Genomic DNA, 22,877 nt, shown 5'->3' with positions numbered 1-22,877 from the left:
CCCACTGACAACAGCGGTGCCCCCGCGTCCCCCCTCACCCGCACCGGGCACTCGCGAGTAGCCTCGCCCGTTGTCAGTGACAGGTCGTCGTGACCGGTCCGGGTGGGAGCTCGTCGTCGCCCGGTGTCGCCGGTGACGCCACCGCATCACGTCCTCACGACACGGACCGCCGCGTCGTCCGCGCACCTCAGGAGGCACCCAGCGATGTCGTCCCCGTACGCCCCGGCCCAGGACGCCGCGCAGCGCGGCGAGGAGATCCTCGCCGTCTTCGACACCGCCTTCGGGGAGCTGCTCTCCGCAGACCCCGCGGCCTTCCGTGTGAAATTCCGCAAGATGGCCACCTCCGCCTTCGCCTTCTACCGGGGGACGGCGTGCCTGTTCTACCGCGATCTGGAGGCGGCGGGCGGCGGGCGGAGCGCCGGTGTGAACAGCGGCCCGTATCTGGACGAGCGGACCTCCCGGGTCTGGATCCACGGCGATCTGCACGCGGAGAACTTCGGCACGTACATGGACTCCACCGGCCGGCTGATCTTCAACGTCAACGACTTCGACGAGGCCTACGTCGGCCCCTTCCTCTGGGACGTCAAGCGCTTCGCCGCCTCGGCCGCGCTGATCGGCTACGCCAAGGCGCTCAGCGACGAGCAGATCACCGACGTGGTGCGCACCTACGCCGCCGCCTACCGCGAGCGCATCCACGCCCTGGCCACCGGGGCCAAGGACTCCGACAAGGACGAGCTGCCGCCCTTCACCCTGGACACTGCCGACGGCGCCCTGCTGGGCGCCCTGCGCGACGCCCGCTCGCTGACCCGGTTCGGGCTGCTCGACTCGATGACGGAGATCCGCGACTTCGAGCGGCGCTTCGCGCCTGGCGGCGGCAGCGTCGAGCTGGACGCGGCGACCCGCTACAAGATCCTTTCGGCCTTCGACGGCTATCTGGAGACGCTGCCGGAGTCGAGCCTGAACCGCCCGGACTCCTACCGGGTCAAGGACGTCGTGGGGCGGCGTGGCATCGGCATCGGCTCGGCCGGGCTGCCGTCGTACAACATCCTGCTCGAGGGCAACAGCGACGCCCTGGAGAACGACGTCGTGATCTACATGAAGCAGGCCCAGACCCCCGCCGTCTCGCGGCACGTCACCGACCCGGAAGCCCGCGCGTACTTCCAGCACGAGGGCCACCGCACGGTCATCTCGCAGCGCGCCCTGCAGGCGCACGCCGATCCGTGGCTCGGCTGGACCGAGCTGGACGGCGCGGGGCAGCTGGTCGCCGAGATCTCGCCGTACGCGGTCGACCTGGACTGGTCGGACATCGACGACCCCGAGGAGATCGCGGCCGTGGTGGCCGACCTGGGGCGGGCGACGGCCACCATGCATGCCGCTGCGGACGACGAGAGCGGCCACTCCCTGGTGCCGTTCTCCACCGAGCGCGCCATCGACGCGGCCATCGCGGCCGACGAGGACGGCTTCGCCGAGGTCCTGGTGGACTTCGCGCACTCCTACGGCGCCCGCGCCCGCGCCGATCACCAGATCTTCGTGGACCTCTTCCGCAACGGCCGGATCCCCGGCCTCTGACAGCGCCCGGGGTGATGCCACACCCACCTTCCGTGTGGCGGTATGCACCGGTACGCGACCTTCGTCACCCCTTAGGCGGTGCTTATCCCGGACCGTGGCACACTCGCAGGAATGGACATCTCGGCGGCACACCTGCGGGCACTGCGCGCGGCGCTCTTCACTGCGCTGTGCGTGACGCTGTCCTCGGCGTCCCATGTGCTGCTGTCCCGCATGCCGCTGCCGCTGACCACCGTCGCCGCCCTCTCGGCCGCCGTATTCGCCCTCGCCTACGCGCTGGCGGGCCGGGAGCGCGGCTACTGGCGCATCGCTGCGCTGCTGCTCCCCCTGGAGCTGGCCGCCGACACGGTCTTCAGCATCGGCCAGCACACCTGCTACGGACAGGGCGGCGGTCCGGTCACCGGCCCGCTGCGATCCCTGGGCGTGGACCTGCTCTGCGGCGGCGGTGAGGTCGGCGCGCCCCTGGTGCGGCTGTCGGGGGAGCACACCACCTCCGCCTCCACCTGGCTGCTGCTGCTCGGGGCGCATCTGCTCGTCGGCCTGCTGGCCGCCGGCTGGCTGCGCCGCGGCGAGGCCGCGCTGACGCAGACGCTGAGCGCGGTCGCGGGCTTCGCCTTCCGGCCCCTGCTGATCGCCGTCGCGGTGACCACCGGGGTGGCGGAGCCGGGCCGCCCGGCGCCCGCCCCCCTCCGGCCGGGGCCGCCGGCCCATGACCTCCCTCTGCTCGTGCACTGCGTCGTGCGCCGGGGACCGCCCTGCGCGCTCGCGGCCTGAGGTTCCGCCCTCGGCCCGCGTAGGCGCCGGTGAACACGCGCGTACGCCTCCCGACAGCACGCACCCCCTCCCCACGGACACCACGGAGCAGGAACAGTCATGAGCAACCGCAACAGCCAGGCCAACAAGCAGGCAGCCCGCGAGCGGCTGCGCGCCGAGCGCGAGCGGCAGAAGAAGCAGGAGCGGATGCGCCGGCAGCTGATCGTCGGCGGTGCGATCGTCGCGGTGCTCGCGGTCGCCGGCGGTATCGGCGTGGCGGTCGCCAACCTGGGCGGCGACGACAGCGGCGCCGGCGGCGGCGACGCCTGGGCGAAGGCCGCGAAGTCCAAGCTCGTCAAGCCCGCGAACACCTCCGGCGCCGAGGGCACCACCGTCGTCATCGGCAAGCCGGACGCCAAGAACACCCTGGAACTCTTCGAGGACGCGCGCTGCCCCGGCTGCGCCAACTTCGAGCAGAACGTCGGTGAGACGGTCCAGAAGGACATCAAGGACGGCAAGTACAAGGCGTCCTTCCATCTCGGTACGTTCCTCGACGGCAACCTCAAGGGCACCGGCTCCAAGAACGCGCTCAGCGCGATGGGCGCCGCCCTGAACGTCGGCCCGGACGCCTTCCTGAAGTACAAGGAGGCGCTGTTCTCCAAGGAGTTCCACCCCGAGGAGACCGGGCCGGACAAGTTCGCCGACGACAGCTACCTGATCAAGGTCGCCGACACGGTCCCCGCGCTCAAGGGCAATGCCGCCTTCCAGAAGGCCGTCAAGGCCGGCACCTACGACCGGTGGGCGCTGGAGATGTCCGACGCCTTCAACTCGGTCAAGGACGTCACGAGCACGCCGACCATCAAGCTCAACAACACCGTGCTGGGCACGGACAGCGGACAGGGCAAGGTCGCCCCGTCCACCGTGGCTGCCTTCAACTCCATGGTCGACAAGGGCCTCAAGTCCTGACCGGGTGACGTCCCGCCCGTGCCGCCCTCGGGCGGACACGGGCACGGCACCCGCTGCGGGACACACCACGGCACCCACGGCCGGCGCGCGCCCCGCGCGCCGGCCGATGCCAAATCTTGACCCGGCCTCCCGCCGTGCCCATGGCAGACTCCCGGCATGCAGGGGACGGGAGTTGGCCCGGACGCCCGACCGGCGGCCGGCGTGGACGGGCAGTTGAGGGCGGTGCGGGCGGCACTCTTCACCGCCCTGTGCGTCACCCTCTCCGCTGCCTCCCATGTCCTGCTCTCCCGGGAACCGTTGCCCCCGGTGACGGTCACCGCGCTCTGCGCCGGGATCTTCGCCACGGCGTACACCTTGACCGGCCGGCCACGCGGCTACGGCCCGATCGCCGCGCTCCTGCTGCCGCTGGAACTGGCCGCCGACACCGTCTTCACCGCCGGACAGCACACCTGTTACGGCCCCGCCGGCGGCCCGCTCACCGGGCCGCTGCGCTCCTTCGGCGTCGACCTGTTGTGCCGGGGCGGCGAATGGGGCACACCCCTGGCCCGGGTGGCGGCCCACCCGGACGGCCCGCTGCCACCGGTCGCCCCCGGCGCGGCACCGTGGCTGCTGCTCGGCGCCCACCTGGCGGTCGGCCTGCTGACCGCCGCCTGGCTGCACCGCGGGGATGCCGTGCTGGACGACCTGCTGCGCGCGGTGGCGGCTTTCGCCTTCGGCCCCCTGCTGGCCGCTGCCGCGTTCGCCAACGCCGCGCTGACGCCCCTCCGCCGTCGCATCCGGCCGCTGCGCCCGGGAATCCCGGCGCGCCGGCTCCCCCACCTCGGCCACTGCGTACTGCGGCGCGGCCCACCCCACGTCACGGTCTGACGGCGGCGACGGCGCTCCCGCCGCCCGCCGTCCACGCACCTCGCACAGCCATCCAGTCAGCCGCAGCACCGAGGGGATCGGGACACACCCATGAGCAACCGCAACAGCCAGGCCAACAAGTCGGCAGCCCGCGAACGGATCCGCGCCGAGCGCGAGCGCCAGAAGAAGAAGGACAGGCTGCGCCGCCAACTCGTCGTGGCCGGCGCGGTGGTCGGCGTCCTCGCCCTGGCGGGGGGCGTCGGCTATACCGTCATGAAGGCCAACGAGCCCACCGGCTGGGAGGCCGCCAAGGAGGCCCGGCTCACCAAGCCCGCGCACACACAGGGCGAGAACGGCACCGAGATCCTGATAGGCGACAAGAGCGCCAAGGAGACCCTGGAGGTCTTCGAGGACATCCGCTGCCCGGCCTGCGCGTCGTTCGAGCAGAGTTCCGGCGAGGCGCTGCTCAAGGACGTCGAGGACGGCCGGTACAAGGTCCGCTTCACGATGTACTCGTTCATCGACGGCATGGCGGGCGGCGAGGGGTCGAAGAACGCGCTCAGCGCGCTCGGTGCGGCGCTGGACGTCAGCCCCGAGGCGTTCTTGAAGTTCAAGGCGGCGCTGTACTCCACCAAGTACCACCCCGACGAGCGGGAGGACGTCTACGCCAAGGACGCCGAGCTGCTCAAGGTCGCCGGTGACGTTCCCGCGCTGAAGGGCAACAAGTCCTTCGCGACGGCGGTCAAGAAGGGCACCTACGACCGCTGGGCCATGGAGATGACGGCCCTGTTCGGCCGCAAGGGCGTCAAGGGCACGCCGACCTTCTTCCACGACGACAAGAAGCTCGTCATGGCCGAGGTCCCCCAGCAGCAGATGACGCAGGCGCAGTACAACCAGCTCGCCCTAGCCAACTTCAAGAAGATGATCGACAAGGAGTTCGGCCCGGCGAAGGGCGCGGGCGCCGACAAGGGCAAGGGCACGGACGAGGGCGGGGCGGGCGGCGCCGGCAACGGCATCCGCGAAGGGGAGAAGGCTCCGTAGGAAGCGCCTTCACGGCGTGCGGTGAACGCCGTACGGGGAACGGGCGGGCAAATTCTCAGGAAGAGTAGTCAGTGCCCTCCCGGCCCCACCTACCGGCCAGTAAGGTGATCGGCCGTGACCGATCATGACCAGATCTCGCGCCGCACTGCCGTCACGGCCGTAGCCGCCACCGCCGCCCTGCTGCCGTTCGCCGCCGCCACCCCCGCCCGTGCCCAAGAGGCCCCGGAACAGGCCCGGTTCTTCCGGCACGGGGTGGCCTCGGGCGACCCGCTCCCGGACGGGGTCCTGCTGTGGACCCGCGTCACACCGATACCCGAGGCCACCCCGGGCTCCGGCCGCGGGCCCGCCACCGAGGTGGGGTGGCAGGTGGCGAAGGACCGGGAGTTCGGGTCCGTCGTCGCCCGCGGCAGCGTGACCGCCTCGGTCGCCGCCGACCACACCGTCAAGGCGGACGTCCGCGGCCTGCGGCCCGCCACCGCCTACTACTACCGCTTCACCGTGGACGGGGAGCACTCCCCCGTCGGCCGCACCCGTACCGCTCCCGCCCACGACGCGGCGGCCGACAACGTCCGCTTCGGCGTGGTCTCCTGCGCCAACTGGGAGTCCGGCTACTTCTCTCCGTACCGCCACCTGGCGGCCCGCGGCGACCTGGACGCGGTGCTGCACCTCGGCGACTACCTCTACGAGTACAAGTCCGGTGAGTATCCGGACTTCGCGTACGTCGTGCGTCCGCACTCGCCCGCCCACGAGCTGCTCACGCTCGCCGACTACCGCACCCGGCACGGCGTGCACAAGACCGACCCGGACGCACTGGCCATGCACGCCTCGCACCCGGTCATCGCCATCTGGGACGACCACGAGTTCGCCGACAACGCCTGGTCGGGCGGCGCCGTGAACCACACGCCGGACTCCGAGGGCGCCTGGTCCGCGCGGATGGCGGCGGCCAAGCAGGCCTACTTCGAGTGGATGCCGGTCCGCCCGTCCATCGCGGGCACCACCTACCGCAGGCTGCGCTTCGGCACCCTGGCCGATCTGCATCTGCTGGACCTGCGGTCGTTCCGCGACGAGCAGGCCGCACCCGGCAGCGGCGCGGTCGACGACCCCGGCCGCACGCTGACCGGCCGGGCCCAACTGGACTGGCTCAAGGCCGGGTTGGAGCGCTCCGACACCGCCTGGCGGCTGGTCGGCACCTCGGTGATGATCTCGCAGGTGGCGTTCGGGGCACTGCCTGCGCATCTGCTCGGCCCGCTCGCCGAGATCCTCGGCCTCCCCAAGGAGGGCCTGGCGGTCAACACCGATCAGTGGGACGGCTACACCGATGACCGCCGCGAGCTGCTCGGCCACCTCAGTGACCGCGGCATCGACAACACCGTCTTCCTCACCGGCGACATCCACATGGCCTGGGCGAACGAGGTGCCGCTCAAGGCGGCCACCTACCCCGCCACCCGGCCGGTGGCGACGGAGTTCGTGGTCACCTCCGTCACCTCCGACAACGTGGACGACTTCCTGCACGTCGCCCCGCACACCGTCTCGCTCGTCGGGGTCGCCGCCCTCAGGGCCGCCAACCGCCATGTGAAGTGGCTGGACATGGACTCGCACGGCTACGGCGTCCTGGACGTCGACGCCGAGCGCACCCAGATGGACTATTTCGGCATCTCCGACAAAACAGACCCGAACGCCACCAGCGAACTGCTGCGCTCCTACCGCACGCGGTCCGGCACCCAGCGGCTGGAGCGGGCGGACCGGCCGGTGGGCTGACCCCGGCGGCCTCCGAGCCGGGCCGGGGCCGCCGTGCCCGGCCTCACAGCCCGGCGAGGAAGCCCAACGCGACCTTCCAGGTGCTCTCCGCCGCCTCCGCGTCGTAATCCGGCAGTTCGGAGTCGGTGAAGAGGTGGCCGGCGCCGGCGTAGCGGAAGACCTCGACGTCCGCGCCGGCCCGGCGCATCTGGAGGTACCAGGCGTTCAGCCAGTCATGCGGCTCGTACGGGTCGGGGTCGGCGACATGCAACTGCACCGGCAGGTCGTCGGCCTCGGCCCCCTCCGCGATGTCGGAGGTGCCGTGCAGCAGGAGCAGCCCGCGGGTCTTCTCGTCGCCCAGCGCGAGATTCTGCGCCACCGCGCCGCCGAAGGAGAAACCGGCGTAGACCAGACCGCGCTCGGAGTAGGGCGCGGCGGCCGTGATGGCGCGCTTGAGCAACTCCTCCTTGCCGATGTCGTCCTTGATGACGATGCCCTCCGGCACGGAGTCGGCGGTCCGCCCTTCGAACAGGTCCGGGACGATCACCTCATGTCCGGCGGCGCGCAGCCGGTCGGCCGCCGCGTGCACTGCCGGGCGCAGCCCGCACACCGAATGAAACAGGACAATCGTCGAAGACCCGCTGGTCGAGGACTCGGCGGAGGCCGGCACAGACATCACTTCCCTGGAGTTGGATCGCACTGCCCCCATCGTGCCAGTTACGGTCGGCGGTACCGGGTACGAGCACATCACACGCGCCCGAAGCACCCGGGCACCACATCGAGGAGGGGATCCCGTGTCCTTGGAGGACGTGCTGCGCCCGATCGCCGTCATCGGCGGGTCGATCGTGGTCACGCTCATCCTGGTCCGGCTCGCCGACCGGGCTCTGATCCGTATCGACAACGCACACCCGGAGACCCCGCTGTGGGGCCTGTTGCGGCGCTGCCGGATGCCGCTGCAAGTGGTGCTGTGCACGGCGCTGTTGCGCGGCTCGTACGACGAGACGCGGCTCGAACTGGTCGAGGCGCACGCCACGGGCATCGGCCGGGCACTGACCCTGGTGCTGATCGCGGCCACCGCCTGGCTCGCGGTCCGGGCCTCCGCGGCGATCGTCGAGTCGTCGTACTCGCGCTACGCCTCGGGCGCGCGGGACGCGGCACGGGTACGCCGGGTCAGGACCCAGGTCACCTTGATCCAGCGAGTGGTGACCGCCGTGGTGATCGTGGTGGCGGCGGCCTCGATGCTGCTGACGTTCCCCGAGATGCAGGCGGTCGGCACGTCCGTGCTGGCGTCGGCGGGACTGCTGGGCATCGTCGCCGGTGTCGCCGCCCAGTCGACCCTGGGCAATCTCTTCGCCGGTCTGCAGATCGCCTTCGGCGACATGGTGCGGATCGGGGACACCGTCGTGGTGGACGGCGAGTGGGGAACCGTCGAGGAGATCACCCTCACGTTCCTGACCGTCCGCACCTGGGACGAGCGCCGGATCACCATGCCGGTGTCGTACTTCACCAGCAAGCCCTTCGAGAACTGGTCGCGCGGCGGTGCGCAGATGACCGGCACGGTCTTCTTCCACCTCGACCACACCGCGCCGATGGAGAAGATGCGCCAGCGGCTCCACGAGATCCTGCAGGACTGCCAGGACTGGGACGGCCGCTCCTGGAGTCTGGTGGTGACCGACAGCACACCGACGACGATCGAGGTGCGTGCCCTGGTCACGGCCCGGGACGCGGACACCCTCTGGTCGGTGCGCTGCCAGGTCCGCGAGCAGATGGTCGAGTGGCTGCAGGCCGAGCACGCCTACGCGCTGCCCCGGATCAGCACCACCACCGCGCCGGACGGACGCGCCCCGGCCCGTCGGGACCAGGAACCGGACCTGCGCAAGCCGGGCGGCTGACAGCGCCTGTCGCAGCCGTCACAGCCGTACCGCCCGTCACGGCGTCCCGCGGAGGCTGCGCATGTCCAGATGCCGCAGCACCCGGTCCACGACCTCCGGGTCCGCGCCCGGCTCGCTGCGGGCGGAGAGCACCTCGTGCCGGGCCGCGGAGAGCATCTCGCCCTGGATGCGCTGCACCTTCTTCATCCGGGTGATGCGCTTCTCGAAGTGCTCGCGCCGCTCGTCGTCGACGATGTCCGGCGCGATGCGGGCACCGATGTCATGGGCCCGTCGCGCCAGTTGGTCCCTGATCTCCTCGGGCAGCTCCTCGACCTCCAGGATCTCCTTCAGGCGCCGTTTGGACGCCTTGATCACCCGGACCGCCAGCTCCCGCTCCAACGCGTCCCCCGCCTCGGAGTCGGCACTCACCCGCAGCTTGCGGACCAGCCAGGGCAGCGTCAGTCCCTGCACGACGAGCGTGGTGAGCACCACCGAGAAGGCGATGAAGAGGATCTCGTCACGGGCGGGGAAGTCCCCGCCCCCGTCGATGGTGTACGGAATGGCCAGGGCCAGCGCGACCGAGGCGACCCCGCGCATCCCGGACCACCACATGATGAGGGTCTCCCGCCAGCTCATCGGGATGTCCTCGTCGTAGTCGCGGCGCTTGTGCATCCGCTTGGCCAGCCAGGCGGCGGGCAGCAGCCACAGCAGGCGGACGGCGACGACCACCGCGACGACGGCGGCGCCCGCGCCGAGCATCTCGCCCCACCGGCCGGAGGCGGTGCCGAAGATGTTGTGCAGCTCCAGTCCGATCAGCCCGAAGGCGACGCCGGTGACGAGCGTGTCGACGACCTCCCAGAAGGTGTATCCCGCCAGCCGGCCCATCACGTCGTCGGCGTCCACTGCGTACTCGGCGAGGAAGAGCGCGGTGGTCAGCACCGCCAGCACGCCGGAGCCGTGGAACTCCTCGGCCATCACGTAGGCGACGAACGGCAGCAGCAGGGTCAGGCCGATCTGCAGCGTGGGATCGTCGAGCAGCCCCATCAGCTTGTTGGCGACCCAGCCGATCACCAGCCCGACCGCTATGGCGACCACGGCGGACAGCACCAGTGAGCCGAGCGCGGCGGGCACGGAGAAGGTGCCGCTGACCGCAGCGGCGAGCGCGACGTGATAGAGCACGATCGCGGTGACGTCGTTGAACAGCCCCTCGCCCTCAAGGATCGACACCATGCGCCGGGGCAGCCCGAGCCGGCCGGCGACGGCGGTCGCCGCGACCGGGTCCGGCGGCGCGACCAGCGCACCGAGCACCACGGCGCCGGCCAGCGGCAACCCGGGCACCACGGCCTGCGCGACCGCGGCGACGGCGGCCGTGGTGGCGAAGACCAGGGCGACGGCGAGCAGGAAGATCGGCCGGAGGTTCGCGGTGAACTGCCGCCAGGAGGTGCGCTGCACCGCGGCGTAGAGCAGCGGTGGCAGCACCAGCGGCAGGATGAACTCGGGCGGCACCTCGACGTTGGGCACGAACGGCAGCAGCGCCAGGACGGCCCCGCCGAGGGTCATCAGCACCGGCGGGGGCATCCCCAGCCGGTTGCCGACCGGAACCATGACCACGGCCCCGAGAAGAAGTACGAACAGCAGAGCCAGCTGGTCCACGGTGGCTACGCTCCGGGGTCGGTTTCGATCACTTTCCGCCCCAAGCCTGCCACGACGCGATCCGTTGCCCGCTCAGCCGGACCGCAGCCGCCTGCGCATCGCGCGATGGGCGATCCCGCTGCCCTCGTCGAACTCCGGGCCGTAGGCGGTGTATCCGAGCCGCTCGTAGAATCCGAGGGCGTGGCTCTGGGCCTGGAGATAGACCTCGGCCAGGCCCCGCCGCAGCGCCTCGGCCTCGACCGCGCGCACCAGGGCCGCGCCGAGGCCGGTGCCGCGGGCGGCCGCGCGGACGGCGAGCCGGCCGAGCACCGCGGTCAGATCGTCGTCGATGCCGAAGACCTCGTACTTCTTCCGCGCGGCCGGGCCGTACAGGAACCGGGCCGTGCCGACCGGCTGCCCGTCGGGCGCGGTGGCGAGCAGATGGACGGCGTGGTCGTCGTAGGCGTCCATCTCGATCTCCAGCGGGACGCCCTGCTCGTCGACGAAGACCTCACGGCGGACGGCGTGGCAGCCCGCCAGGTCGCCGTCCGCGACGACCTCGATGGCATAGCCGTTCATGCGCTGCCGCCCCGCCTCACGCGCTCTCGTCGCGCACGGTGTCCAGGGCGTGCTGCAGGTCCTCGGGGTAGGCGCTCTCGAACTCGACCCACCGCCCGTCGGAGGGGTGCTCGAAGCCCAGCCGCATGGCGTGCAGCCACTGGCGGGTGAGGCCGAGCCGCTTGCCGAGCGTCGGGTCGGCGCCGTAGGTGAGGTCGCCGACGCAGGGGTGGCGGTGTGCGGACATGTGCACCCGGATCTGGTGGGTGCGCCCGGTCTCCAGCTTGATGTCGAGCAGGCTGGCCGCCCGGAACGCCTCTATGAGGTCGTAGTGCGTCACCGAGGGCTTGCCCTCGGACGTCACCGCCCACTTGTAGTCGTGCTGCGGGTGCCGGCCGATGGGGGCGTCGATGGTGCCGCTCATCGGGTCGGGGTGGCCCTGGACGAGGGCGTGGTAGCGCTTGTCGACCGTGCGCTCGCGGAACTGCTGCTTGAGCAGGGTGTACGCGCGCTCGGACTTGGCGACGACCATCAGCCCCGAGGTGCCGACGTCGAGGCGGTGCACGATGCCCTGCCGCTCGGCGGCGCCGGAGGTGGAGATGCGGTAGCCGGCGGCGGCGAGGCCGCCGATGACGGTGGTGCCGCTCCAGCCGGGGCTGGGGTGCGCGGCTACGCCGACGGGCTTGACGATCACGACGATGTCGTCGTCGTCATGCACGATCTCCATGCCCTCGACGGGCTCGGCGACGATCTCCACCGGTGGCGCGGCCCGGGGCATCTCGACTTCCAGCCAGGCCCCGCCGTGGACCCGCTCGGACTTCATCACCTCGGCTCCGTCGACCCGGACCTTTCCGGCCGCGGCGAGCTCGGCCGCCTTCGTACGGGAGAAGCCGAACATGCGGGCCAGCGCGGCGTCGACGCGCTCGCCCTCCAGGCCGTCCGGTACGGGCAGGGTGCGGATCTCGGGAATGGTGCTCACCCCACGAGTATGGCAGTCCCGCCACGGTCCCCGGCCCGGCGGCGGTCCCCCCGCCCCGCGACCGGGCCCACAGGGCCTGCGGGGCGGGCCGCGGGCCTCCTCAGTCCTTGTGGACCGTGCCGTCGGGGTCCAGGCCGCGGAAGGACAGGATGACGATCAGGATGCCGCCGCAGACGATCGCGGAGTCGGCGAGGTTGAAGACCGCGAAGTGCGCCGGGGCGATGAAGTCGACCACCGCGCCCTCGAAGACGCCGGGCGAGCGGAAGATCCGGTCGGTGAGGTTGCCGAAGGCGCCGCCGAGCAGCAGACCCAGGGCGATGCCCCAGGGCAGGCTGTAGAGCTTGCGCGCGATCCGCGCGATCACCAGGATCACGGCCGCCGCGATGATCGTCAGGAAGATCGTCAGTGCCTCGCCCAGGCCGAAGGCGGCGCCGCGATTGCGGATCACCTCGAACTGCAGCAGCGTCCCGACGACCTCGATGGGGGCGTGGTGCTCCAGCTTCGCCACCACCAGGAGCTTGCTGCCGAGGTCCAGCAGATAGACCACGGCCGCCACGACCAGCAGCGCGACGATCCGCCGCTTGCCCCGGCCCGTGCCCTGCTCCGGCTCCGCCGCCGGCTCTCCCCCTTCGGATCCCGCAGCGGGATCCGCTCCGGAACCCGGCTCGGATTCCGGCGTACCGGTGATGCGCTCCGCCTCTGCCACGTGTGAGTCCCTCAGCCCGTTCGAATCCGCGGCCAGGCCACGCCTGGCTGAGAGCCTGTCGCGGAGCCCCGGCCGGGGCCACGACAGGCTCTGCGCACGAGGGTACGGCACACCCGTGCGGTCGCGGGGGCGGTCCCGGCCCGTCCCCGCGACCGCTACGGCGACGTCAGCCGCGCCGCTCCTGCTTCTGCTTGCACTCCACGCACAGCGTCGCCCGGGGGAACGCCTGCATCCGGGCCTTGCCGATCGGATTGCCGCAGTTCTCGCACAGCCCGTAGGTGCCCGCGTCGAGCCGGCCCAGCGCCCGCTCGGTCTGCGACAGCATCTCCCGGGCGTTGGAGGCCAGCGACAGCTCGTGCTCGCGGGTGATGTTCTTGCTGCCGGTGTCCGCCTCGTCGTCCCCAGCCCCGTCACCGGAGTCCCGCATCAGCCCGGCGATGGCGTCCTCGGACGCGGTGATCTCGCTCCGCAGCCGCTCCACCTCCCCCATCAGCGCGGACCGTGCCTCCGCGACCTCCTGCGGGGTCCAGGGGTCCTCCCCGGGCCGTACGGCCAGTTCGTCCGGCGCCGCGGCCGTGCGGGCCTTGGGCACTGCGGAGTCCTGGTCGTGTGCCCCGGCGTGCACCGCCGCGGTCTTCTTCGCCACCACCGTCTTGGCTCCCGTCTTCTTCGCGGGCTCCGCGGCCTTTTTGGCCGCGGTCGTCTCTGCGGCCGTCACATCGGCGGCCATCGTCTCCGTGGCCGCCGAGGTGCCGGCGGCGTGCGTGGCGGCCTTCTTGGCCGGGGCCTTCTTCGCCGCCTTCTTGGCCGTGGTCTTCTTGGCCGGGGCCTTCGCCGCCTTCTTGGCCGGGGCCTGCTTCGCGGCCGATTTCTTCGCGGCCGTCTTCCGCGCCGCGGCCTTCTTGGGTTCGGTCTTCCCGGGCGCGGCCTTCTCCGCCGCCTCCGGGGTCCGTGCGGGCCGCTCGGGCTCGGGCTGCTTCGCGACGGCCTCGCCGGCAGGCGCCGTGCTCTTCTCCGCGGCGGTCTTCTTCGCCACCATGGCCGCGACCCCTTCACATATGTGATCTTGTTCGCGAATCGTGACGGGAACGATAAATCGCCGCAGGGCCTGCGGCAACGGGACGCACCGCCGGGCAGACGCGACCGCTCCGCCCGGAACCGCGGTGTGTTCCGGTTGTGCCCCGCTCCCCAGCCCTTAATCCGCCTGGTGAGCCCGTGACCAGGCGGGGGCACGGAGGCGGGAGCGCCCGCCCCGCCCACTGCGGCACCCGGCCTATCGCCATTCGGGTCACGTACGGCGCGCGGTGCGCCGGTCCGTCCCCGCCGGCAGCGGAAAACCGGTCGGCCGCTGTCGTCGCGGGCCCGTACACTGGCCCCAGCGAGAGGCATTGATGGGACGAGTAGCGTCGTACGCAGCCAGGAGCGACCCGGGGACGGTGCGAGCCCGGGGGCGTGCGCGACGTGAAGATCAGCCCGGAGCCGCCGGAAGAAAGCCCGCAGTTTCCCGGGGCGAGTAGAACCGGCAGCGCGACCCCAATGAGGGGGCGGTGCGCAAGCGCCGCCAAGGAGGGTGGTACCGCGGGAGCACGCTCTCGTCCCTCCGGACGGAGAACGCAGCAGGTGTCCGCCGGAGGAAACCCCCGATGAGTCCGCAGCCCCAGTACCGCCAGGTGCCCGCCCAGGTAGACCTCCCCGCCCTCGAGCACGCCGTGCTCGAGTTCTGGCAGGAGCAGAAGGTCTTCGCCCGTACCCTCCAGCAGTCCGAGGGACGGCCCGAGTGGGTCTTCTACGAAGGTCCCCCGACCGCCAACGGCATGCCCGGCGCCCACCACATCGAGGCGCGCGTCTTCAAGGACGTCTTCCCCCGGTTCCGCACGATGCAGGGCTACCACGTCGGCCGCAAGGCCGGCTGGGACTGCCACGGCCTCCCGGTCGAGCTCGCCGTGGAGAAGGAGCTGGGCTTCAACGGCAAGCAGGACATCGAGGCGTACGGCATCGCCGAGTTCAACGACAAGTGCCGCGAGTCGGTGACCCGCCACACCGACGCCTTCGCCGAGCTCACGACCCGTATGGGCTACTGGACCGACCTCGACGACCCGTACCGCACCATGGACCCGGACTACATCGAGTCGGTGTGGTGGTCGCTCAAGGAGATCTTCGACAAGGGCCTGCTGGTCCAGGACCACCGCGTCGCCCCGTGGTGCCCCCGCTGCGGCACCGGCCTGTCGGACCACGAGCTGGCGCAGGGCTACGAAACGGTCGTCGACCCCTCGGTCTTCGTCCGGCTCCCGCTGACCTCCGGACCGCTCGCCGGCGAGGCCGCCCTGCTGATCTGGACGACGACGCCCTGGACCCTGGTGTCCAACACCGCCGTCGCCGCCCACCCCGACGTCACCTACGTCGTCGCCACCGACGGCACCGACAAGCTCGTCGTCGCCGAGCCGCTCCTGGAGAAGGCCCTCGGCGAGGGCTGGACGGCCACCGGTCAGTCGTTCACCGGCCGCGAGATGGAGCGCTGGAGCTACCGGCGCCCCTTCGCCCTCGTCGAGCTGGAGGGCGCCAACATCGTCGTCAACGCCGAGTACGTCACCACCGAGGACGGCACCGGCCTCGTCCACCAGGCCCCCGCCTTCGGTGAGGACGACCTCAAGACCTGCAAGGCGTACGACCTGCCGGTGATCAACCCGGTCCGCCCGGACGGCACCTTCGAGGCGGACCTCGACCTCGTCGGCGGCCAGTTCTTCAAGAAGGCCGACGAGGCCCTCGTCGCCGACCTGCAGGCCCGCGGCCTGCTCTTCCGGCACCTGGCGTACGAGCACAGCTACCCGCACTGCTGGCGCTGCCACACCGCACTGCTCTACTACGCCCAGCCGTCCTGGTACATCCGCACCACCGCGGTCAAGGACGCCCTCCTGCGGGAGAACGAGAACACCAACTGGTACCCGGACTCCGTCAAGCACGGCAGGTTCGGCGACTGGCTCAACAACAACATCGACTGGGCCCTCTCCCGCAACCGCTACTGGGGCACCCCGCTGCCCATCTGGCGCTGCGCGGAGGACCACCTCACCTGCGTCGGCTCGCTCGCCGAGCTGACCGAGCTGACCGGCACCGACCAGTCGGGCCTCGACCCGCACCGGCCGTTCATCGACGACATCACCTTCGCCTGCCCGACCTGCCAGGGGACCGCCACCCGCGTCCCGGAGGTCATCGACGCCTGGTACGACTCCGGTTCGATGCCGTTCGCGCAGTGGGGCTACCCGCACCGCAACAAGGAGCTCTTCGAGAAGCGCTATCCGGCGCAGTTCATCTCGGAGGCCATCGACCAGACCCGCGGCTGGTTCTACACACTGATGGCGGTAGGCACCCTCGTCTTCGACAAGTCGAGCTACGAGAACGTCGTCTGCCTGGGCCACATCCTCGCCGAGGACGGCCGGAAGATGTCCAAGCACCTGGGCAACACCCTCCAGCCGATCCCGCTGATGGACAAGCACGGCGCCGACGCCGTCCGGTGGTTCATGGCCGCCGGCGGTTCGCCCTGGGCCGCCCGCCGGGTGGGCCACGGCACCATCCAGGAGGTCGTCCGCAAGACGCTGCTGACCTACTGGAACACCGTGGCCTTCCAGGCGCTGTACGCCCGCACCACCGGCTGGGCGCCGTCCACCGCCGACCCGGCCCCCGCCGACCGCCCGCTGCTGGACCGCTGGCTGCTCGGTGAGCTGAACACCCTGGTCGAGCAGGTCACCCAGGCCCTGGAGGCCTACGACACCCAGCGGGCCGGCAAGGCGCTCTCCTCCTTCGTCGACGACCTGTCCAACTGGTACGTCCGCCGCTCGCGCCGCCGCTTCTGGCAGGGCGACGCCGCCGCGCTGCGCACCCTGCACGAGGTCATCGAGACGGTCACCCGGCTGATGGCCCCGCTCACGCCGTTCATCACCGAGCGTGTCTGGCAGGACCTGGTCGTCCCGGTCACCCCGGACGCCCCGGACTCCGTCCACCTCTCCGACTGGCCGGTCGCCGACCAGGACAGCATCGACCCGGCGCTGTCGGCCCGGATGGCGCTGGTGCGCCGCCTGGTCGAGCTGGGCCGCGCGACCCGCGCCGAGTCCGGGGTGAAGACCCGCCAGCCGCTGTCCCGGGCGCTGGTCGGCGCCACCGGCTTCGCGGACCTCACCGAGGACCTGCGCGCGCAGATCGCGGAGGAGCTCAACGTCAGCTCGCTTGCCTCGCTCTCCGACGTGGGCGGCTCGCTGGTCGACACCACCGCCAAGGCCAACTTCCGTGCCCTGGGCAAGCGGTTCGGCAAGGGCGTCCAGGCGGTCGCCAAGGCCGTCGCCGAGGCGGACGCCGCGGCCCTCTCCCTGGCGCTGCGCAACGGCACCGCGAGCGTCGAGGTCGACGGCGAGACCGTGGCCCTCGCCCCCGACGAGGTCATCATCACCGAGACCCCGCGCGAGGGCTGGTCGGTGGCCTCCGACTCCGGAGCCACGGTCGCCCTGGACCTGGAGATCACTCCGGAGCTGCGCCGGGCGGGCCTCGCGCGCGACGCCATCCGGCTCATCCAGGAAGCCCGCAAGAACAGCGGGTTGGACGTCGCCGACCGGATCGCGCTGCGCTGGCAGTCCACCGACGCCGAGGTGCGCACCGCGCTGGCCGACCACGCCGCCCTGATCTCCGACGAGGTGCTCGCCACCGACTTCGCCGAGGGCGAGGCCACCGACGGCTACGGCGAACCCTTCACTGACGAGAGCCTGTCCCTCACCTTCCTGCTGCGCAAGGCCTGAGCGACCACCGCGGCACCCGCCGCACCGAGCCCCCCGGCGCACCCGCGCCGGGGGGCTCTCTCATGGCGGAGCCCTGGTAAGGGGAGGTCTCGTGGCGGGGCCCTGTACCGGGGACCGCGGGCGGCGGGATCGCTCGTGAGGCCGCAGACCCCGCCACGCCCAACACCGCCCCAACGCCGTACCCAAAGCGCCCGAACCGTAGGAATTGCGCGAACCGGGAAACACAGACAAAAGGGCCGGGCCCCGAGGGAAGTTACCCTCGGGGCCCGGCCCTTGCCGACTGTGCGCCTACACGGGCGTCAGTTGTCGTCCTCGTCGATGAGGAAGCCGCGCATCGGCGACGGAGCCTGCTGCATCGGCTGCGGGCCCTGGGGCCGCACCGGTGCCATCGGCTGGGTCATCGCCGGCGACATCTGCTGCTGGCCACCGTAGGACGGGCCGCCGTTGGAGGGGCCACCGTGGCCACCCATCGACTGACCGCCACCCATGGTGTGGTTGCCACCCATGGTGCCCGCACCGGCCGACGCCATCGAGGGCGACGGCGGCAGCGAGGCGGCAGCGGGCGTCCGCGGCGGGGCCAGCGAGTCGTCGGCCTGGTTCTCCAGCTGGCGCAGCTGGCTCTCCAGGTAGGACTTCAGCCGCGTGCGGTACTCGCGCTCGAAGCCGCGCAGGTCCTCGACCTTGCGCTCCAGCGTGGCGCGGGCCGACTCCAGCGAGCCCATCGCCACGCGGTGCTTCTCCTGCGCGTCCCGCTCCAGCGCGTCGGCCTTGGCGCGGGCGTCCCGCTCCAGGCCCTCGGCGCGGCTGCGTGCCTCGCCGACGATCTTGTTGGCCTCGGAACGGGCCTCCGCGATCGCCTGGTCTGCGGTCTGCTGGGCCAGCGACAGCACGCGCGCGGCGCTGTCACCGCCGGGGCCACCCTGCTGTTGCTGTTGCTGCTGCTGCGCCTGCTGCAACTGCTGCTGCGGACCACCGGGGCCGCCCATCGGGCCACCCAGCGGGCCGCCGGGGCCCATGGGACCGGGGCCGTGCGGACCCTGCGGTCCGTGACCACCCGGGCCGGGAGGCAGCTGCGGTGCACCACCGGGCAGTTGGGGAGGGCCACCCATCCCCTGCTGCTGCTGCGGCGGGACCGGCTGCGGACCCGATATGGCGGCGGGCACCGGTGCACCCGGTCGCTGCTGTTGCTGCTGCTGGTCCTGCTGGTCCGGGCCCTTGCGCATGCCCTGCTGCTGCTGATTCTGTGCGGCAGCGCGCGTAGCAGCGGCAAGTTTGGCGCGCAGGTCCTCGTTCTCCCGCAGAAGACGGGTCAGTTCGGCTTCGACCTCATCGAGGAAGGCATCGACCTCGTCCTCGTCATAGCCTTCTCGGAGGCGGACGGTCGTGAACTGCTTGTTCCGCACGTCCTCGGGGGTCAACGGCATCTCTACTTCACCTCAACGTAGTCGTCGGCAATCGGCAAGACCGTCTCGTTCACACCAACAACACCGACCTCACGACGGTGATCAAGATGTAGACGATGATCATCAGTACGAAGAAGGACAGGTCGAGCGCCACGCCCCCGAGACGCAGCGGCGGAATGACCCGCCGCAGAAGCTTGAGTGGCGGATCAGTGACAGTGTAGGTGGCCTCAAGAACGACCACCATCGCCTTACCGGGTTGCCATGAACGGGCGAACTGGAACACATAGTCCATCACCAACCGGAAGATCAACACGATCAGGAAGCAGTACAGCGCGATATAGATCACCTGACCAGCGACACTCATCTTCGCGCGTCCCTCTCCCCTTGCTCCGTGTCGGCCCTCGCGGCCGTGGTGTGCCCGGTGTTGCGTCTCAGCTCTGGTTGAAGAACCCGCCCTCTGCGATACGGGCCTTGTCCTCCGCCGTGACGTCGACGTTAGCAGGCGACAACAGGAACACCTTCTGCGTCACCCGTTCAATGCTGCCGTGCAGACCGAAGACCAGACCGGCCGCAAAGTCGACAAGTCGCTTCGCATCGGTGTCATCCATCTCCGTGAGATTCATGATCACCGGAGTGCCCTCACGGAAGTGTTCCCCGATGGTACGGGCTTCGTTGTACGTCCGGGGGTGCAGCGTGGTGATGCGGTAGGGCTCCCGCTCGGACACAACCTTGGGCATGATCACCGGGGCGTTCTTCTCCAAATTCGGGCGTTCGGGTGTGATGGATGCCACGGGGGCGATTCGCGCGGGTCGTCCGTTTTCCGTGGCGAGAGGGGCTGGTTCACGCTGCGCCGGAGGCTGGACAGCTCGGACCGGTTCGTCCCGTTCCGGGCGCGTTTCAGCGGGTACTTGGTGCTGTGGGCGCCGCCCCCGATCCGGCTCCGGGTCAAGCTCGGGCTCGAACTCGTCGTCGGGGTCGAAACCCCGGCCGTCGTACCCATCGTCCTCCACGAGGCCGAGGTAGACCGCCATCTTGCGCATCGCGCCGGCCATTCTCTGCGTCCTCCGCTCTGTGGTGGATCGGCTCCGTCAGCAGGTGCCTTGGATCCACTCGGTCTGCCCGCTTTTTGCGGAAATGACCATATTTTGTGCTGTGGTCCGACTTGCTTGGCGACGTTACCCGAGCCGTGGTCGGACTCCGAGTACCGCAGTGCCGACGCGCACATGTGTCGCCCCGGCCGCCACGGCGTCCTCGAGGTCCGAGCTCATACCTGCTGACACCATGTTGGCAGCAGGATGGGTTGCGCGCAGGTCGGATGAGATTTCCATCAATCGCTCGAAAGCGGCGAGTTGGCGCCCCGCGTAGGGCCCGGCCAGCGGCGCGACGGTCATCACTCCGTCCAGCCGCAGACCTTGGGCCCCGGCGATCACCTCGGCGAGCGCCTCGACGCCGTCCGGTGCGACCCCTCCGCGGTCGCCCCTGGCGACCCCCGGTTCCGCGTCGAGGGCCACCTGGATCAGGCAGCCCAACTCACGCCCGGAGCGAACGGCTTCCTTGGACAGCGCGGTGGCGAGCTTGGCGCGGTCGACCGACTGCACCACTCCCGCGTATCCGGCGACCGACCGGACCTTGTTGGTCTGCAATTGACCGACGAAGTGCCAAGTAAGGGACAGATCAGCACATTCAGCAGCCTTGGGTGCCGCATCCTGATCGCGGTTTTCCGCGACATGACGCACCCCCAACTCCGCGAGCAGCCGGACATCGCTCGCCGGGTAGGTCTTGGTGACCACGATCAGCGTGACGTCGTCCCGAGGGCGGCCGGCCTTGGCGCAGGCGGTGGAGATACGGTCCTGCACCCGCGCGAGGTTCCCGGCCAGTTGCGTCTTGCGGTCCTCGGTCACAGCTCGGCCTCCCCCGTGCCCCGGCCGGGAGTCTCCCCGAGCCATACGTAACTCGCGAGCCGCCCCGTGGTGCGGTCGCGCCGATAAGAGAAGTGATCCGCCGATTCCCGCGTACACATGTGGGAATCCTCACGAACCGGAACGCCAGCGGCGGCGAGTTGGGCCCGCACTCCCGCGGTGACGTCGACCGCCGGGGTTCCCCAGCTGGTCGTCGACCGCGCCTGCGGCACCACCGCGGCGACCTCGTCCCGCATGTCCGCGGGGACTTCGTAGCAGCGTCCGCAGATGGCGGGTCCGGTGAAGGCGATGATCCGGGCCGGTTCGGCGCCGAGTTCGGTCATCGCCTCGACCACGGCCGGTACGACTCCGGCGACCAGCCCCGGACGTCCGGCGTGTGCGGCCCCGGTGATCCCGGCGACCGGGTCGGCGAGCAGAACGGGAGTGCAGTCCGCGGTCAGAACGGCGAGCGCCAGGCCCCGACGCGCGGTCACCACCGCGTCCACACAGGGGATGTCCGCCGTCCGCCACGGACCGTCGACCACCGCCACGTCCCGGCCGTGGACCTGCTGCATCCAGACCACCGCGGCCGGGTCGAGCCCGAGGTCCTTGGCGGCGAGTTCGCGGTTTGCCCGTACCGCCTGCGGGTCGTCGCCGACCGCGCCGCCCAGATTGAGCTGGTCATACGGAGCGGCGCTCACCCCGCCCCACCTGTCGGTGAAGGCGAAGTGCGCGCCGCTCTCGTGGTGCTGTTGCCCTATCACGTGGTTCTTCGGTTACTTCAGGAAGTCCGGGACGTCCAGTTCCTCGGCCGCGGTGTCCGAGTACGGACGGGCCGGGGGAACCTGCGGAGCGTTGGCCGGGGGCGTCGGCACCTCACCCAGCGGGGAGGAGGACTCGGCCGGAACCGGCTCCTCGTCCCGTACGGGCACCGCACCGAGTCCGCCGAAGGACGACGAACGCGGCTCGGCCGGGGCGGCCGGACGGCTGGGTGCCGGCGCGGGCTCCTCGCGCTTGGCGGCTGCCGAGTCACGGCGGGCCGGCGGCTGGCCGCCGTCGAAGCCGGCGGCGATGACCGTCACCCGGACCTCGTCACCGAGCGCGTCGTCGATGACCGCGCCGAAGATGATGTTCGCCTCGGGGTGGGCCGCCTCGCTGACCAGCTGCGCGGCCTCGTTGATCTCGAAGAGACCGAGGTCGGAGCCACCGGAGATGGAGAGCAGCACCCCGCGGGCGCCGTCGATGGACGCCTCCAGGAGCGGCGAGGAGATCGCCATCTCCGCCGCGGCCACCGCGCGGTCGTCGCCGCGCGCCGAACCGATGCCCATGAGCGCCGAGCCGGCCTCGGACATCACGGACTTGACGTCGGCGAAGTCGAGGTTGATCAGGCCCGGGGTGGTGATCAGATCGGTGATGCCCTGGACACCCGACAGCAGCACCTGGTCCGCGGACTTGAACGCGTCGAGCACGCTCACCTGGCGGTCCGAGATGGACAGCAGCCGGTCGTTGGGGATGACGATGAGGGTGTCGACCTCTTCGCGCAGCTGGGCGATGCCGTCCTCGGCCTGGTTGGCGCGACGGCGGCCCTCGAAGGTGAAGGGCCGGGTGACCACACCGATCGTCAGGGCGCCCAGGGAGCGGGCGATGTTGGCGACGACGGGTGCGCCGCCGGTGCCGGTGCCGCCGCCCTCACCCGCGGTCACGAAGACCATGTCGGCCCCCTTGAGGACCTCCTCGATCTCCTCGCGGTGGTCCTCGGCCGCCTTGCGCCCCACATCCGGGTTGGCGCCCGCGCCGAGTCCGCGCGTCATTTCGCGGCCGACGTCGAGCTTGACGTCGGCGTCGCTCATCAGCAACGCCTGCGCATCGGTGTTGATCGCGATGAACTCGACGCCCTTGAGCCCGACCTCGATCATCCGGTTGATGGCGTTCACGCCACCGCCGCCGATGCCGACGACCTTGATGACTGCGAGGTAGTTCTGCGGTGCTGCCACGTCGAAGGCCTCTCGCCTCGAGTTACGTGTCGTCGCCGCACATTCCGTGTGGACGCCGACTGATGCCGAAGGGACGGTTCGTATCGCCGACCCGAACCCTAACGTTGAAGTTTAGGGTTACCCGTGCCTGTGTTCCTTGGTTCCAT

General features: G+C 70.9%; 20 protein-coding genes. 8 read left to right on the top strand and 12 right to left on the bottom strand.

Annotated features, from left to right (window positions below):
* Positions 1 to 204: 204 nt before the first annotated feature.
* The 6 genes from ACGFZW_RS08675 to ACGFZW_RS08650 all read left to right on the top strand — a co-directional run bounded on the left by ACGFZW_RS08675 (position 205) and on the right by ACGFZW_RS08650 (position 6,930).
* Positions 205 to 1,569, top strand: coding sequence for a DUF2252 domain-containing protein (locus ACGFZW_RS08675; protein ID WP_393892306.1), 1,365 nt, complete (start codon positions 205 to 207; stop codon positions 1,567 to 1,569).
* Between the two features lie 111 nt (positions 1,570 to 1,680).
* Positions 1,681 to 2,340, top strand: coding sequence for a hypothetical protein (locus ACGFZW_RS08670; RefSeq protein WP_393892305.1), 660 nt, complete (start codon positions 1,681 to 1,683; stop codon positions 2,338 to 2,340).
* A gap of 99 nt (positions 2,341 to 2,439) precedes the next feature.
* Positions 2,440 to 3,285, top strand: coding sequence for a thioredoxin domain-containing protein (locus tag ACGFZW_RS08665; protein ID WP_393892304.1), 846 nt, complete (start codon positions 2,440 to 2,442; stop codon positions 3,283 to 3,285).
* A gap of 156 nt (positions 3,286 to 3,441) precedes the next feature.
* Entirely contained in the window at positions 3,442 to 4,152 is a 711-nt protein-coding gene (locus ACGFZW_RS08660) for a hypothetical protein (RefSeq protein ID WP_393892303.1), read from the top strand.
* 90 nt (positions 4,153 to 4,242) lie between these two features.
* Positions 4,243 to 5,172 (top strand): thioredoxin domain-containing protein, encoded by a 930-nt coding sequence (locus ACGFZW_RS08655; RefSeq protein WP_393892302.1) that lies wholly within the window; start codon positions 4,243 to 4,245, stop codon positions 5,170 to 5,172.
* A gap of 114 nt (positions 5,173 to 5,286) precedes the next feature.
* Positions 5,287 to 6,930, top strand: coding sequence for an alkaline phosphatase D family protein (locus ACGFZW_RS08650; protein ID WP_393892301.1), 1,644 nt, complete (start codon positions 5,287 to 5,289; stop codon positions 6,928 to 6,930).
* Positions 6,931 to 6,973: 43 nt separating this feature from the next.
* On the opposite strand, the gene ACGFZW_RS08645 is transcribed toward ACGFZW_RS08650, so the two are convergent.
* Positions 6,974 to 7,585: a dienelactone hydrolase family protein gene (locus ACGFZW_RS08645; RefSeq protein ID WP_393892380.1), complete on the bottom strand. Its 612-nt coding sequence runs from the start codon at positions 7,583 to 7,585 to the stop codon at positions 6,974 to 6,976.
* Positions 7,586 to 7,709: 124 nt separating this feature from the next.
* On the opposite strand from ACGFZW_RS08645, the gene ACGFZW_RS08640 reads away from it, so the two are divergent.
* Positions 7,710 to 8,801 carry a mechanosensitive ion channel family protein gene (locus tag ACGFZW_RS08640; RefSeq protein ID WP_393892379.1) on the top strand — a complete coding sequence of 364 codons (1,092 nt, stop codon included), beginning with the start codon at positions 7,710 to 7,712 and terminating at the stop codon, positions 8,799 to 8,801.
* A gap of 36 nt (positions 8,802 to 8,837) precedes the next feature.
* On the opposite strand, the gene ACGFZW_RS08635 is transcribed toward ACGFZW_RS08640, so the two are convergent.
* The 5 genes from ACGFZW_RS08635 to ACGFZW_RS08615 all read right to left on the bottom strand — a co-directional run bounded on the left by ACGFZW_RS08635 (position 8,838) and on the right by ACGFZW_RS08615 (position 13,694).
* The gene (locus ACGFZW_RS08635; protein WP_393892300.1) at positions 8,838 to 10,433 is read right to left on the bottom strand and encodes a Na+/H+ antiporter; all 1,596 of its coding nucleotides are present in this window, start codon (positions 10,431 to 10,433) and stop codon (positions 8,838 to 8,840) included.
* Between the two features lie 72 nt (positions 10,434 to 10,505).
* Positions 10,506 to 10,991: a GNAT family N-acetyltransferase gene (locus tag ACGFZW_RS08630; RefSeq protein ID WP_393892299.1), complete on the bottom strand. Its 486-nt coding sequence runs from the start codon at positions 10,989 to 10,991 to the stop codon at positions 10,506 to 10,508.
* Positions 10,992 to 11,007: 16 nt separating this feature from the next.
* Complete coding sequence (locus ACGFZW_RS08625) at positions 11,008 to 11,949, bottom strand: RluA family pseudouridine synthase (RefSeq protein ID WP_393892298.1); 942 nt, start codon at positions 11,947 to 11,949, stop codon at positions 11,008 to 11,010.
* Between the two features lie 100 nt (positions 11,950 to 12,049).
* The gene (gene lspA, locus ACGFZW_RS08620) at positions 12,050 to 12,655 is read right to left on the bottom strand and encodes a signal peptidase II (RefSeq protein WP_393892297.1); all 606 of its coding nucleotides are present in this window, start codon (positions 12,653 to 12,655) and stop codon (positions 12,050 to 12,052) included.
* A gap of 166 nt (positions 12,656 to 12,821) precedes the next feature.
* Positions 12,822 to 13,694 (bottom strand): TraR/DksA family transcriptional regulator, encoded by an 873-nt coding sequence (locus tag ACGFZW_RS08615; protein WP_393892296.1) that lies wholly within the window; start codon positions 13,692 to 13,694, stop codon positions 12,822 to 12,824.
* 604 nt (positions 13,695 to 14,298) lie between these two features.
* On the opposite strand from ACGFZW_RS08615, the gene ileS reads away from it, so the two are divergent.
* On the top strand, positions 14,299 to 17,436 hold the full coding sequence (ileS, locus tag ACGFZW_RS08610) for an isoleucine--tRNA ligase (RefSeq protein ID WP_393892295.1): 3,138 nt from the start codon (positions 14,299 to 14,301) through the stop codon (positions 17,434 to 17,436).
* Positions 17,437 to 17,735: 299 nt separating this feature from the next.
* Here the strand turns inward: ileS and ACGFZW_RS08605 are convergent, their stop codons facing one another.
* From ACGFZW_RS08605 to ftsZ, 6 genes are all read right to left on the bottom strand, one after another.
* Entirely contained in the window at positions 17,736 to 18,860 is a 1,125-nt protein-coding gene (locus ACGFZW_RS08605; protein ID WP_393892294.1) for a DivIVA domain-containing protein, read from the bottom strand.
* Positions 18,861 to 18,909: 49 nt separating this feature from the next.
* Positions 18,910 to 19,203 (bottom strand): YggT family protein, encoded by a 294-nt coding sequence (locus ACGFZW_RS08600; RefSeq protein WP_393892293.1) that lies wholly within the window; start codon positions 19,201 to 19,203, stop codon positions 18,910 to 18,912.
* Between the two features lie 67 nt (positions 19,204 to 19,270).
* Positions 19,271 to 19,891: a cell division protein SepF gene (gene sepF / locus ACGFZW_RS08595; protein ID WP_393892292.1), complete on the bottom strand. Its 621-nt coding sequence runs from the start codon at positions 19,889 to 19,891 to the stop codon at positions 19,271 to 19,273.
* Positions 19,892 to 20,014: 123 nt separating this feature from the next.
* Positions 20,015 to 20,785: a YggS family pyridoxal phosphate-dependent enzyme gene (locus tag ACGFZW_RS08590; protein WP_393892291.1), complete on the bottom strand. Its 771-nt coding sequence runs from the start codon at positions 20,783 to 20,785 to the stop codon at positions 20,015 to 20,017.
* A complete protein-coding gene (gene pgeF, locus ACGFZW_RS08585) occupies positions 20,737 to 21,501 on the bottom strand; it encodes a peptidoglycan editing factor PgeF (protein ID WP_393892290.1) in 765 nt (254 codons plus the stop codon). The genes ACGFZW_RS08590 and pgeF overlap by 49 nt, the downstream gene beginning before the upstream one ends.
* A 12-nt stretch (positions 21,502 to 21,513) precedes the next feature.
* Positions 21,514 to 22,731 carry a cell division protein FtsZ gene (ftsZ, locus tag ACGFZW_RS08580; protein ID WP_393892289.1) on the bottom strand — a complete coding sequence of 406 codons (1,218 nt, stop codon included), beginning with the start codon at positions 22,729 to 22,731 and terminating at the stop codon, positions 21,514 to 21,516.
* Positions 22,732 to 22,877 lie beyond the last annotated feature (146 nt).

Origin of the sequence: Streptomyces sp. NPDC048248 (assembly GCF_043201875.1) — a bacterium.
In the GTDB taxonomy this organism is placed as follows: Bacteria; Actinomycetota; Actinomycetes; order Streptomycetales; family Streptomycetaceae; genus Streptomyces.
This window is presented reverse-complemented; position numbering and strand designations above follow the sequence as displayed.